This window comes from Collinsella sp. AM31-2AC (assembly GCF_003469285.1).
GTDB lineage: Bacteria > Actinomycetota > Coriobacteriia > Coriobacteriales > Coriobacteriaceae > Collinsella > Collinsella aerofaciens_AT.
In genome coordinates this window covers 118,481-131,751 of the sequence record NZ_QSJB01000006.1, presented here as the reverse complement: position 1 = coordinate 131,751, position 13,271 = coordinate 118,481, and the positions used below count along the sequence as shown (strand labels likewise).

Here is a 13,271-nt window from a genome sequence, read left to right as displayed (position 1 = left end):
TGACTTGAAGAAGGGGGAGGCCTCGCGGCCTCCCCCTTTTTTGCGTTTACGGGGCGTAAATGACTCAATTACACCAGACGATCTTGTTGTTTTCGGTATTGAGCCTTTATTTAAAGAAAATAAATCGTATAACAAGGGCAACTACTATGGCCGCAATGGTCAAAAGCAGAATTGTCAGCTGATGCTGCTTGCGTCGTTTACTTGACGAAACGAAGATTGACTTTCCCTGTTTTGGCGTTTCGAGATAGCGAGCCGAATGCGTCAAGGTTTGCTTGGGTCGAGGCCCTCTTTGTTGATGGACGGCGGATGCTTTCATCGGCTCATCACTAGCTACGCTGTTTTTAGATAATGGTGCGTCTTTCAGATATACAGGGTCTCCCGAGGCGACGCCCATATGTTTGCGCCCCGTTTGTGCTTCTTCGAGTGTTTGATATCGGTTTCTTGTCACATATTTGGGCTCTGGATCATTGATGGGCTCTTGCGAGATGTGGGGGCGATGGAATCGAATCGGTTGCGGGCTGGATGCTTCGTCCTGCTCCGGCATAAACGTGTTGTCCTGTTTTTGATCGTCCATGATGCCCTTAGCTCGTCATCAATATCGTGTATGCGCCCATTGTAAGCCAGCCGTCTAGTTTTGATGGGATTGCATACATTATTTAAGCCTTCGTTCAAATTCCGTTTATTAGACAAAACCTTAGTCAACCAGACTTAGATATGCTTATATCAATAGACTCAAAAAACTTTATAGTCGATGTATATATAAGAAGCGGCTGGGCATATATAACAGCGTCAAAAGAAGTCCTAGTCACCTAGAAGATGACTCGGCAGTCCTTAAAAGGAGTGGTAAACATGGCAAGCATGGTTCCTTATCGTTCGGTTTTTGGCGTTCGTCCTTCTGCTAGCTCGCTGTTCGATTTGTTTGATGATATGACCGATCTTGCAAACAACTCGATTGCTTCCAAGGCGTTCCCCGTTGATGTCGAGGACAAGGGCGATGGTTATGAGGTCAAGGCCTATCTGACCGGCGTCGCTAAGGATGATATCGACGTTGAGCTTAACGAGGGTCGCCTGTCGATTAGCGTGAACGTTGTGGAGGACGAGGAGAACGAGGGCAAGAACTTCCTGCAGAAGGAGTTTAGCTCGTACAGCGCGACGCGCGGCGTGTATCTGAAGGACGCTTCGAGCGAGGGCCTTTCGGCTAAGTATGCTGACGGCATCCTGACCGTTACGGTTCCCAAGATTGTCGAGAAGAAGAACGTTACGAAGATCTCCATCGACTAACGATGGCTCTGCTTCAATCGAGAGTATGAGTTAAGGGGGGCTGGGAAGTGATTCCCAGCCCCCCTTTGTTGTCTTGAGGGGCTATTGAATTGTTGTCGGTTGATACTGACTTGCAGGGCGTATCGAGAGCTTCCGTGGCCCTTGAAGACGGGTGGCAGAACTGCCGAGTTCATCATCGAGACTTGCATCAAGCGCGTTGGCATAGCTTTTGACGGTAAGGCTTGGACGATTATTGTCCTGGCTGATATGCATGGCGATGAGCTGTTCGGTGCGATCGGTAACAAGTTCGCGCGCGGCTTCGGCGGCCTGGTTGTTGGAGAGGTGCCCCTTTGTGGACAGGATGCGCTCCTGAAGAAAGCGGGGGTACGCTCCTTCGCGCAGCATAGCTACATCGTGGTTGCTTTCGAGCGCGAGAACTCGACAGTCTTTGAGGATGCCTATGGCCTTGCTCGATAACTCTCCGGTGTCGGTGGCAAACCCAATGGAATCATCGAGAGCATTAAATCGATAGCCGACAGGATTGATGACATCGTGCGATGTTGAGTAGGTTTGCACGTGGATGCCGGCAATGGGGAGCGTGTCGCCGGGGTCAAATTCCTCTACGGGCAGGCGCGCGAGGTTTTCTTTGCATGAAAGGGTGTCCCTGCTGGCAAAGAGGGGACCATGCCAGTGCTTGCACCATACATCGAGCCCCTTGATATGGTCACCATGCTCATGGGTGATTACAAGAGCGGCGACGTCGTCTGCCGAGAGGCCAAGCTCCGCCATGCGTTTAAGTGTCTCGCGGCGGGACAGGCCGTTGTCGATCATGATGAGCCCCTGAGGCCCCTCGACGAGTGCACAGTTGCCTTTTGAGCCGCTGCCGAGGATATGAAGGTGCAGGCGAGACATAAGATTCCAAAGGATACAATGGGTGCGGACGAATAGAGGAGGAAGCGAATGCCAACGGTATCTCAGCACTATGGACATCATGCCGCGCCGAGGACGGATAAGAGCGCCCTGGCAACGCGGCAGGCCGCTGCCCCCGTAGTGCTCATGGTATCAGGCGGTGCGGACTCGACGGCGCTGCTCCTTATGGCTTGCACATCAAAGCTGGATATCCAGGACGGGCGCGGCGTCGCTCCTATTGCGCGCGAGCGATTGCACGTGCTGCATGTAAACCATCATCTGCGCGGGGAGGCATCCGATGGCGACGAGGCCTTTGTACGTGACCTGTGCGCGCAATACGGCTTGCCGCTGTGTGTTGAGCATGCCTATTTTGATGACGAATCGGGCAATATCGAGGCTGCGGCTCGCGAGGTGCGCTATGCCGCGGCGCGGAGGTATGTTCGCGAGCTCTGCGTCCAGACGGGGGCACCGCGAACGGCGGCTCGTATCTGCACTGCGCACACGTCTTCGGATCGCGCGGAAACGTTTTTGATGAACGCGATTAAGGGTTCGGGGCCCGCTGGCCTATCGAGCATTCCTCGCCGGAGGAATATCGTGGTGCGTCCCCTGCTCGACCTGACTCATGATGAGCTCGTGGGCTATTTGCAGGTGCATGGTCAGCCGTGGCGAGAGGACGAGAGCAACGAGGACGTGTCATACTTGCGTAACTATGTGCGCCATCGAGTGATGCCGGTGGTGGCGCAGCGCAACGCGAGTGTCTGTAAGACGATTGGCGCCGCCTGCGAGATCTTGGGCGATGAGGACGCCTTTCTTTCCCAGCTTTCCGCACAGGCGTTTCGAAGCTGCCTGCGTAAGGAGGCGGCGGGTGCACTGGTTCTTGACGCTCGCCGACTGGCCGCCGCTGAGGTTGTGATTGCACGGCGTATCGTGCGGTTGGCGATTAAGCGCATCGATCCCGACGCGCGACCGGAGATGCGGCACGTGGAGCGCGTGCTCGCCTGCGTCGCTGCGGGCTCGGGCTCGGTTACGCTTCCTGCGGGAATTGATGCCCGTGTGGAGTTTGGCATGCTGGCGTTCAAGGCCCCGGCGGCGCGCGAGGGTTTAGTGGCCGATTGGATCTCCGTTCCCGGTCGTCTGCCGCTGGGGGCGGGGCATATGCTGACAGCGGAGCCGATGGCTGTGGAGCCGGGGTGCGATATCGTGCACTGTGCCCGCGAGCTTGCTGCTGCCGGAAAGGTTGCGGCCTTGGTGGATGCGGCGGCCCTGGGGTTTGCCGACTGCGATGGCGAGCGGATGTTAGCCGGCTCGCGCGGGGAGATTCCCACCGAGGCACGATCGGCGCGCCTGTGGGTGGATAGCCCTGTGCCGGGAGACGTGATGTGCCCGTTGGGGATGAACGGCCGAAGCAAGAAAGTGTCAGACCTGTTGAACGAGGCGCGCATTCCTGTTTCAGACCGCTCTGGCGTACCCGTGGTAAGAACGGCTCCGGGGGGTGCCGTAGTATGGGTCGCGGGCGTTCGCGCGGACGAACGTTTTAAGTGCACGGCGGCGACGCGCGTGGCCTATCTGCTTCGCGTGGTTGACGCGGATTAGCCCCTCGCACCAGCTTTTCTGTGCGGCGTTGACGGTATTCCCGCGCTGATGGTGCGCGGGCTGGAAAATATACCCCGTGCGCTGCTAGAATGTGTAGTTCGCGTCCATACGGCGGTGTGTGGGCGATTAAGCACAAGAAAGGGTTGTCATGGCTTCTCAACATCCGGATATCGAGAAGGTTCTGTTTACGCAGGAGGATATCGACGGTATCGTCTCTCGCCTAGGCGAGCAGATTACTCGCGACTACGCGGGTAAGGATCTGGTACTGATTGCGGTCCTGCGCGGCGCCGTGGTCTTTATGGGCGACCTGATGCGCAAGATCGAGCTGCCGACCAACATCGATTTCATGGCTGTTTCGAGCTATGGCGACGGTGTGAAGTCTTCGGGTATCGTGCGTATCATTAAGGACCTGGATATCGACATCCGTGGTCGCGACGTGCTGATCGTCGAGGACATTCTGGACTCGGGCCTGACCCTCAAGTACCTGATGAAGAACCTCGAGAGCCGCAAGCCCGCTTCTCTGGAGGTCGCCGCCTTCCTATGGAAGGACGTTGAGGACCGTACCTCGGCCGTCACGCCCAAGTATGTTGGAACCCATTGCCCCGATGCCTTTGTGGTGGGCTACGGCCTCGACTATGCCGAGCGCTATCGCAACCTTCCGTATCTGGGCATTTTGAAACCGGAGGTTTATTCGTAAGATGCCCGACGACCGTAACGATAACAATTCCCAGAATCCCCGGGAGCCTAAGATCCCGGGGATGCCCGGAGGCAAGAAGCCCACGCGTACGGGCTGGCTGTATTTTATTTTGGCTTGCGCGCTTCTGGGCTACGCCTTCTTTAATATGGGCTCCGGCTTTGCCAGCTCCAGCAATACCGTTAAGCTCGCGACGAGCGAGATGGTGAGCGCCATTAAGCAGGATCGCGTCGAAGATTTGACCTATACGGTTCAAGACGGAAGCGTGGCGGGTCATTACTGGAAGACGAAAAAGGACAAGGGTGATACGAGCGAGCTCAAGAGCTTCTCCTCGACCTATGTCGGCTCCGATTCGCTTGCCGAGCTTATGGCGGAGCACCCCGACACCAAGTACATCGTCAACACCAACGACCCCGATTTTTGGGGCGACTTGGCGATGAGCGTGCTGCCGACGATCGCCCTGATCGCCATCATGTTCTACTTTATGCGCCAGATGATGGGCGCCAATAATAGGAACATGCAGTTTGGCAAGACCAATGCCAAGACCAACGAGGCTACGCGTCCCAAGGTCAAGTTCGAGGACGTTGCCGGCGTGGACGAGGCAGTCGAGGAGCTCGAGGAGATCCGTGACTTTTTGAGCGATCCGGATCGCTATCGCAAGCTGGGCGCCAAGATCCCGCGTGGCGTGTTGCTGGTGGGCCCTCCGGGCACCGGTAAAACGTTGCTGGCCAAGGCCGTTGCCGGCGAGGCGGGCGTGCCGTTCTTTAGCATCTCGGGTTCCGACTTTGTCGAGATGTTCGTGGGTGTCGGCGCCAGCCGTGTGCGTGACCTCTTTAAGGAGGCCAAGTCTCAGGCTCCGTCAATCATCTTTATTGACGAGATCGATGCCGTGGGACGTCAGCGCGGAGCCGGTTTGGGCGGCGGCCACGACGAGCGCGAGCAGACGCTCAACCAGCTGCTGGTCGAGATGGACGGTTTTGAGGAAAGCGAGTCGGTCATCCTGATCGCCGCGACCAACCGCCCCGATATTCTGGACCCGGCATTGCTGCGCCCCGGTCGTTTTGATCGTCAAGTTACGGTCGACCGTCCGGACGTGAAGGGCCGCGAGCAGATCTTGCGCGTGCATGCTGAGAACAAGCCGATGGACGAGGACGTTAAGTTTGAGAAGCTCGCCCAGATGACCGTTGGCTTTACTGGTGCCGATTTGGCGAACCTGCTCAACGAGTCTGCGTTGCTGGCCGCTCGCCGTCATCGTTCCGTGATCTCGATGGACGAGATCGAGGAGTCGATGGAGCGCGTGATTGCCGGACCGCAACGCAAGGGTCGCGTGATGACCGAGGCCGAGCGCACCACGATTGCCTACCATGAGAGCGGTCACGCTTTGGTGGGCCACATCCTGGAGCACTCCGATCCGGTTCATAAGATCTCGATCGTCAGCCGCGGTCAGGCCCTGGGCTACACACTGCAGCTTCCACAGGAGGATCACTTCCTCAAGACCAAGAACGAGATGCTCGACGAGCTCGCCGTGTTCTTGGGCGGTCGCGTTGCCGAGGAGCTCATGTGCGACGACATCACGTCGGGCGCGAGCAACGATCTGGAGCGCGCGACCAAGATGGCGCGCGAGATGGTCACGCGCCTGGGCATGAGCGAGGAACTGGGTACGCAAGTGTTTGGTGAGGCGCAGCATCAGGTATTCCTTGGTCGCGATTACGCCGATCACCAGGATTACTCCGAGGAGACGGCGCGCCGCATCGATATCGAGGTTCAGCGCATTATGCGTGAGGCCCATCGTCGTGCGGTCGAGATCCTGGACGCCCGTCGCGATCAGCTCGATCTGATGGCCAAGGTGCTGCTTGAGCGCGAGACTGTCGAGGGCGATGCCGTGAATGCCCTGCTCGATAACGAGTGGGACGCCTACCTTGAGCGCGAGGGCGATATCCTGGCGGCCAAGGAGGAGCGCAACGCCAAGGCTGCCGGTATGCCGACCAAGAAGCGCACGCCTCGCATGAGCGAGGAGGAGCTTGCGGCAGACGCCGCGGCTTTTGCGCAGGCGGCCATGCAGGAGGACGCCGGCGTCGCGTCTGAGGATGCTGACGATGCCGAGAGCGCTGACGAAAAGAAGGCCGGCGGCAATACTGACGTCGACGAGTAATCTTTGTAGCAAAAGCCTCCGCGGGGAAACCTGCGGAGGCTCTTTCTTTTGAGCGATATGGGGCCATCTGTTGATTGGGGACAGACTTAAATGAGCGTTTTCACGCATTTAAGTCTGTCCCCAATCAACATTGCTGCGGCGCTTTGCTCGGCTAAAGCGTACAATAGCGCCTATGCGAAAGGGGAACAGATGATCAACGAAAGTATGTATGCTCGCGGTGCGGAGAGCTCCATCATCCGTGAGATCTTTAGCTATGGCCTTGAACGCAAGGCGCAGATCGGTGCAGAGAACGTGTTCGATTTCTCACTGGGTAACCCGAGCGTTCCGGCGCCTGCTGCCGTGGCGGAGTCCATTAAGAAGGCCTTGGAGCTGCCGAGCGACCAGCTGCACGGCTATACGCCCGCGCCTGGCCAGCCACAATGTCGTGCAGCCGTCGCCGAATCGCTCAACCGCCGTTTTGGCACGAGCTATGAGGGCAAGGATGTCTTTATGACGGTGGGTGCGGCAGCTTCGCTCACCTGTACGCTCAACGCGATTACCAATCCGGGCGACGAGGTCATCGTTATCGCTCCGTACTTCCCGGAGTATCGTGTGTGGATTGAGAAGGCCGGCTGTACGTGTGTCGAGGCGCTCGCCGATGAAGATACGTTCCAGCTGAGCGTGGATAACGTGCTCAAGGCGATTACCGATAAGACGGCTGCCGTCATTATCGACTCGCCCAATAACCCGACCGGCGCTGTGTATACGCGCGATACCTTGACGCGCCTGGCTAAAGTTTTGTGCGAGGTCAACGCCAAGCGCGATCCCGAGAACCCGATTATGCTTATCTCGGATGAACCGTATCGCGAGATTGTATACGGCGCCGAGGTGCCTTGGGTGCCCTCGATTTACGAGCACGCCGTCGTGTGCTATTCGTACTCCAAGTCGCTGTCGCTGCCGGGCGAGCGCGTGGGCTGGATTTTGGTTCCCAATACCAATCCGCAGGCTGCTCGCCTGATGCCGGCCGTTGCCGGTGCCGCCCGCACGCTGGGCTTCGTGTGCACACCGGCCCTCTTCCAGCGTGTAATCATCGACTGCATTGATGAACCGAGCGATGTCGAGGCCTATGCGCGCAACCGCACCGCGCTTACCGATGCACTAGCGGAGTACGGCTACACCTATGTTGAGCCGGATGGTGCATTCTACTTGTGGGTGAAGGCGCTGGAGCCCGATGCGAATGCGTTCTGCGAGTGCGCGAAGAAGTACGAACTGCTCGCGGTGCCTTCGGATAGTTTTGGCATGCCGGGCTGGTTCCGCCTTGGCTACTGTGTGAGCTACGAGACCATCGTCAATTCGTTGCCTGCCTGGAAGCAACTGGCCGACGAATATCGTCGAAAGTAAAGCGCTCTGCTTACAATGTTTTACGTGAAACGGGGTTTGGTTTTAAGCCAGACCCCGTTGTCTATGCCGTTGTGTGATTGGGATGAAGCAGTTTTACGACTGCCGAAAGCTATGCGTACAATGAATATACGCGACGGCCATACTGGACAAGGAGACCCGATGCCCTACCTTCTTTCTTGTGATATTCATACTCATACGATGTTCTCTGCGCACGCGTACTCAACCATCGAGGAGAACATCTATTGGGCGGCGGAGCGCGGCCTTCAGGTGCTCGGTTCCGCCGATCATTTAAGCTCGATGGTTACGCCTTGTCCCAATGACCTGCGCAGTTTCCAATTCTTTATTAACCAGGATATCTGGCCGCGCATTTGGAGCGGCGTGCTGGTGCTGCGTGGTGCCGAGGCTGATATCGTTTCGCTGGACGGCAGCTTGTTTGGCGAAGACATTCCCGTTTCGCTCGATATCGCCGGCGATTCGTATAGTCGTCAGCATTCACTGTTCGATTTGGTTACGCGTAATTTGGATTATTTGGTTGCAAGCGTGCATAATCCGCAGATTGCTGAGGGTGCGACGCTGGCCCAAACGACCGAGATGTATATCAATGCCTTGGAACATCCCAAGGTGTTCATGCTGGGCCACGCGGGTCGCTCGGGCGTGCCGTTCGATATCGACGAGGTGCTGTTGGCGGCTAAGGCCAAGCACAAGATTATCGAGATCAACAACCATAGTCTTGAACACGGTGTCGACACTGAGCATTGGGCTGTATGCCGCAAGATCGCCGAGCGCTGCGCCGAGCTGGGCGTGGGTATTGGCGTGTCGACCGATGCCCACATTGGCATGGCCATTGGCAAGCTCGATCACGCACGCAAGATGCTCGACGAGATTCATTTCCCGCTGGACCTGATCGTGACGCGCGACCGCGAGACGCTGCTGCGCGAGATGGCGGCAGCCGGCGTGTGCGACCTGCGCAAAAGTATGTAACGGGGCATATATACCAACGAAGGGGGGGCGGTCCAGACGGGCCACCCCCCCCCTTTTTTTCTTGTACTGGTAGATTATCGGCGCTCGAGGACCGCTACGGTTTCGGTGTGGTCGGTATGGGGGAACATATCGACTGGCGTGATCTTGAGCAGGCGATAGCCTCCATCGAGGAGCTGGTGCAAGTCACGCTCCTGGGTCACGGGGTTGCAGCTGATATAGGTGATGCGGCGCGGCTTAAGCGCGCAGGCGGCTTCGAGAAACTCGGGGGTGGAGCCGGCGCGCGGCGGGTCGATGGAGAGGACGTCGACGCGCTCGTTGTTGTCGGCGGCATCCAGGATATAGTCGGTTGCATCGTCGGCCATAAACCAGGCACTGCGGGTGAGGCCGTTGAGCTCGGCATTGCGGCGTGCGTCGGCAATGCCCGCCGGGTTTCGCTCCACGCCAAGCAGCATGATACCGATACCCTTGTCCTGGGCGGCCTTGGCTGCGCAAAGACCGATGGTACCACTGCCGCAGTAGGCATCCATAAGCACGTCGCCCTGACGCAGGTCCATGCCGTCGATGGCGAGCTGGTAGAGCAGCTCGGTCTGCTGCGGGTTGGTCTGGTAGAACGCGGTGGGGGAGATATCGAACTCGCAACCGAGTAGCTGGTCGCGCATGCACTCGGCACCGTACACGATACGGGTCTCCTCGCCTAGGATGGCGTTGCCGGGACGCCCGTTGATGTTTTGGGCGACGGTGACGATATGCGGATCGAGTGCGGCGACAGCCTCAAAGAACTCCTGCGCATGCGGCAGGTCGCGCTGAGCGGTTACGAGGGTGACCATAATCTGGTCTGTGCGCCAACCACAGCGAACAACGGCATAGCGAAGCAAGCCCAGATGCTTGTCTTCGTTAAAGGCAGGAATATGCAGACGTTCGGCCTCGCGAGCGATGCCGTTGAGAATCTGGCGGGCCCCCGGCGCCTCGACAGGGCATTCAGGAACAGCAACGATTCTGTGTGTCCCACGTTCAAAAAAGCCGCAGCGGACAGCGCCCTCTTTGCCGGGAGCAAACGGAGTGGCAGCCTTATGACGAAAACCACGCGGCGCAGGATATTTGCCCGGGTCTCCCAGGGTGACTCCCATACCGCGAATGGGATCCGCGGCAACACCCTCGCGCTCACAGAGCTCAGCAAACAGCTCCTCCATAGCAGCCTGCTTGGCCGCCAACTGCTTCTTATAAGGACGATTGAGTGCCGTACACCCACCACAAGTTTTCATGATGGAACAAGGAGACTTGGGGTCCGTGGCCTTACGCACGGATGGAACCGAATCATTATGCGGACGCTTGGAACGAGTCCGAGGTGCTTTGTCCCCGCCCCGACGAGAGTCAGAACGCTTGGTCTTAGCCCTGCTCTTGGTCGATTTGCTTTTTGCAGCTTTAGAAGACTTGGATTTCGTGGAAGATTTCTCCTCCGACCCCTCAGCTGCCTCGATCAAAGCACGACGAGCCTTACGCTCCGCACGAGATTCTGCCATCAATAACTCCACTAATTCATGAATTAAAGCTGCAAGTATTGTACCGTGCCAAGCCAGCAGACGATATACAAGCGGTTTATTCGTGTCAGTGATAAGCCCAACGACGGTTGCCCGCCGCGTGAGGGGTGTGGGGGTTAAGTTTCCTGCTCTACAGTCCTGCTCACGACGGAGGCCACATTAAGTGGCCTCCTGTTCGTGCGGAACTCGCGATAAACTTAACCCCCACACCCCTCACGCGGCGGGCAAACTCGCCTTGTGCTCTATCACGCTAAAGTGTATGATTCTGAACGTTACATGACTCACTTTACTTAACTAAAGTGCAACCAAGGGGGAATACCATGAATACCGATATGTCTCGTCGTCAGTTTGTTGGTCTAGCCGGCTCGCTCGCCACGGTGCTCGGCCTTGGTCTTGTCGGTTGTGGCGGCGGTGCCGCTAAGGGCTCTGCTGCCGGCTCTGCCGCGGCCAAGGATACGAAGGGTGCCGCGGAGTCCAAAAAGCTCGTGGTGGGCTTTGACAAGTCCTATCCTCCGTACGGCTTTGTGGGCGATGACGGCGAATATACGGGCTTTGACCTTGATCTGGCCAAGGCCGTTGCCGATAAGCAGGGCTGGGAGGTCAAATACGAGGCCATCGATTGGGATGCCAAGGATACGCTGCTCAACTCGGGTGCCATCAACTGCATCTGGAACGGCTTTACCATGGAGGGTCGCGAGGGCGACTACACGTTCTCCGAGCCGTACATGCTCAACGAGCAGGTGCTCGTGGTCAAGAAGGACGCGGGTATCAAGAGCTGGGACGATCTTGCCGGCAAGACCGTGATTACCCAGACCGATTCCGCCGCACAGGATGTGCTCGAGGGCGACCAGAAGGATCTGACCGCGACGTTTGCCACGCTCGATACCATCGGTGAGTACAACACAGCCTTTATGCAGCTCGAGAGCGGCGCGGTCGATGCCGTGGCATGCGACCTTTCGATTGCCCAGTATCAGCTTGCCGCCAAGCCCGATGCTTATACGCAGCTTGATAAGCCGCTGTCTAGCGAGCACTATGCCGCCGGCTTTAAGAAGGGCGACACCAAGTCGGCCGACGCCGTGACCGAGTCGCTCAAGGCGCTCTATGAGGACGGTACGGTCAAGGACCTCTGCGATAAATATGCAGATTACGGTCTTTCCTTCGACAACTGGGTTTTGAAATAATGTCTATTCAGGTCATGATGCAGATGCTTGGCCAGGGCTTCTTGGTCAGTTTGCAGCTGTTTGTGCTGACGCTGCTCGGATCGATTCCGTTGGGAATCCCCGTGGCGTTTATGCGTATGAGTAAGATCGCGCCGCTTCGCTGGATTGCGCGCATCTACATTTCGGTCATGCGTGGCACGCCGCTCATGCTGCAGATGTTTGCCATCTACTTTGCCCCGTACTACGTGTTTGGCATCTCGCTCACGCCCGATTCCAAATGGACGGCGTGCGTTGTGGCATTCATCATCAACTACGCCGGCTACTTTGCAGAGATCTATCGCTCGGGCCTGCAGTCCATTCCGCGCGGTCAATACGAGGCCGCCGAGGTGCTGGGCTATTCGCGATTGCAGACTTTTTTGTACATCGTGATGCCGCAGGTCGCTAAGCGTATTTTGCCGGCGATGGGCAACGAGATCATCACACTGGTCAAGGACACGTCGCTGGCATTTGCCATTGGCGTGGGCGAGATGTTCTCGACGGCCAAGGCACTGGTTGCCTCGCAAGTGAGCATGGTGCCGTTTGCGATTGCGGCGCTGATCTACTGGGTCTTTAACTTTGTGGTCGAGATGCTGCTGGGCGCCGCCGAGAAAAAATTGGATTACTACCATGATTAATTCGGTAATGAATATATCGAACGCGCGCAAGGCGTTTGGCGGCAATGAGGTGCTCAAGGATATCTCGCTTGAGGTGAAGCGTGGCGAGGTCGTGGCGATTATCGGGCCTTCGGGTGGCGGCAAGTCCACGCTGCTGCGTTGCGCCACACTGCTCGAGACGCTCGACGGCGGCTCGCTCTCGTTTGGCGACCTTGCCGTTGCGACGGATGCGGGCTCGGGCACGGTATATGCGAAAGGCGATGTGCCCAAGCAGGCGCGCTCGCGGTTTGGCTTGGTGTTTCAGAACTACAATCTGTTTCCGCACTATACCGTGATGAAAAACATCACCGACGCTCCGATCCGTGTGCTCAAGCGCCCGCGCGAGCAGGTGGAGGCACGTGCGTGCGAGCTGATCGCGCAGATGGGGCTTACGGGCAATGAGAACAAGGTGCCATGTGAGCTTTCGGGCGGCCAGCAGCAGCGCGTGAGTATTGCCCGCGCCCTGGCGCTCGACCCGGAAATCTTGTTCTTTGATGAGCCGACCTCGGCGCTCGATCCAGAGTTGACGGCCGAGGTGCTGCGTGTCATTAAAGACCTTGCGGCGCAGAACATGACGATGGTGATCGTGACCCACGCAATGCAGTTTGCGCGCGATGTTGCCGACCGCGTGGTCTTTATGGACGGCGGCCGCATTGTCGAGGAGGGTCCTGCCGAGCAGGTTATCGACCATCCGCGTGAGCAGCGCACCCGTGAGTTCTTGAGCCGTATCGAGAGCTAGACTCAACTATATATTGAGATGAAGCCGTCGCAGGTCTTATGGTCTGCGGCGGCTTTTATTTGTATCGATGGGGTTTAATAATCCTCTCGCCTGCTCGCCCCATCCTCTCGCCGTCTGTATTCATACGCGTGCCGAAAGGTGTGCATGGATGGGCGGCTGCAAGGGTAGGGTGG

The 13,271-nt window shown here is 57.6% G+C and carries 12 protein-coding genes; 9 read left to right on the top strand and 3 right to left on the bottom strand.

The annotated features are described in order from the left end of the window. Positions 1-106: 106 nt before the first annotated feature. Positions 107-574, bottom strand: a complete 468-nt coding sequence (locus DW796_RS04245) for a hypothetical protein (protein ID WP_118094360.1) — start codon at positions 572-574, stop codon at positions 107-109. Positions 575-849: 275 nt separating this feature from the next. Here DW796_RS04245 and DW796_RS04240 point away from each other — a divergent pair, with 275 nt between their 5' ends. Beyond that, positions 850-1,281 carry an Hsp20/alpha crystallin family protein gene (locus DW796_RS04240; protein WP_055251783.1) on the top strand — a complete coding sequence of 144 codons (432 nt, stop codon included), beginning with the start codon at positions 850-852 and terminating at the stop codon, positions 1,279-1,281. Positions 1,282-1,362: 81 nt separating this feature from the next. On the opposite strand, the gene DW796_RS04235 is transcribed toward DW796_RS04240, so the two are convergent. Then, a complete protein-coding gene (locus DW796_RS04235) occupies positions 1,363-2,172 on the bottom strand; it encodes an MBL fold metallo-hydrolase (RefSeq protein ID WP_118094359.1) in 810 nt (269 codons plus the stop codon). Between the two features lie 48 nt (positions 2,173-2,220). Here DW796_RS04235 and tilS point away from each other — a divergent pair, with 48 nt between their 5' ends. The 5 genes from tilS (at position 2,221) to DW796_RS04210 (ending at position 8,969) form a co-directional block, all read left to right on the top strand. After that, entirely contained in the window at positions 2,221-3,762 is a 1,542-nt protein-coding gene (tilS, locus tag DW796_RS04230) for a tRNA lysidine(34) synthetase TilS (protein WP_187362368.1), read from the top strand. Between the two features lie 148 nt (positions 3,763-3,910). Then, positions 3,911-4,459, top strand: a complete 549-nt coding sequence (gene hpt, locus DW796_RS04225; RefSeq protein ID WP_055251779.1) for a hypoxanthine phosphoribosyltransferase — start codon at positions 3,911-3,913, stop codon at positions 4,457-4,459. Positions 4,460-4,520: 61 nt separating this feature from the next. Beyond that, positions 4,521-6,608, top strand: a complete 2,088-nt coding sequence (ftsH, locus tag DW796_RS04220) for an ATP-dependent zinc metalloprotease FtsH (RefSeq protein ID WP_233539662.1) — start codon at positions 4,521-4,523, stop codon at positions 6,606-6,608. A 189-nt stretch (positions 6,609-6,797) separates the two neighbouring features. After that, positions 6,798-7,988 carry a pyridoxal phosphate-dependent aminotransferase gene (locus DW796_RS04215; protein ID WP_118094357.1) on the top strand — a complete coding sequence of 397 codons (1,191 nt, stop codon included), beginning with the start codon at positions 6,798-6,800 and terminating at the stop codon, positions 7,986-7,988. Between the two features lie 159 nt (positions 7,989-8,147). Further along, positions 8,148-8,969, top strand: coding sequence for a phosphatase (locus DW796_RS04210; RefSeq protein ID WP_118094356.1), 822 nt, complete (start codon positions 8,148-8,150; stop codon positions 8,967-8,969). 74 nt (positions 8,970-9,043) lie between these two features. Here the strand turns inward: DW796_RS04210 and rlmD are convergent, their stop codons facing one another. Next, positions 9,044-10,270 (bottom strand): 23S rRNA (uracil(1939)-C(5))-methyltransferase RlmD, encoded by a 1,227-nt coding sequence (rlmD, locus tag DW796_RS04205; RefSeq protein WP_338134618.1) that lies wholly within the window; start codon positions 10,268-10,270, stop codon positions 9,044-9,046. 557 nt (positions 10,271-10,827) lie between these two features. Here rlmD and DW796_RS04200 point away from each other — a divergent pair. From DW796_RS04200 to DW796_RS04190, 3 genes are read left to right on the top strand one after another with little or no spacing between them, the layout of a single operon-like run. After that, positions 10,828-11,688, top strand: a complete 861-nt coding sequence (locus tag DW796_RS04200; RefSeq protein ID WP_118094354.1) for a transporter substrate-binding domain-containing protein — start codon at positions 10,828-10,830, stop codon at positions 11,686-11,688. Further along, positions 11,688-12,341, top strand: a complete 654-nt coding sequence (locus DW796_RS04195; RefSeq protein WP_099432382.1) for an amino acid ABC transporter permease — start codon at positions 11,688-11,690, stop codon at positions 12,339-12,341. The genes DW796_RS04200 and DW796_RS04195 overlap by 1 nt, the downstream gene beginning before the upstream one ends. Beyond that, positions 12,334-13,098, top strand: a complete 765-nt coding sequence (locus tag DW796_RS04190; RefSeq protein WP_118094353.1) for an amino acid ABC transporter ATP-binding protein — start codon at positions 12,334-12,336, stop codon at positions 13,096-13,098. Before DW796_RS04195 ends, DW796_RS04190 begins: the two co-directional genes overlap by 8 nt. Positions 13,099-13,271 lie beyond the last annotated feature (173 nt).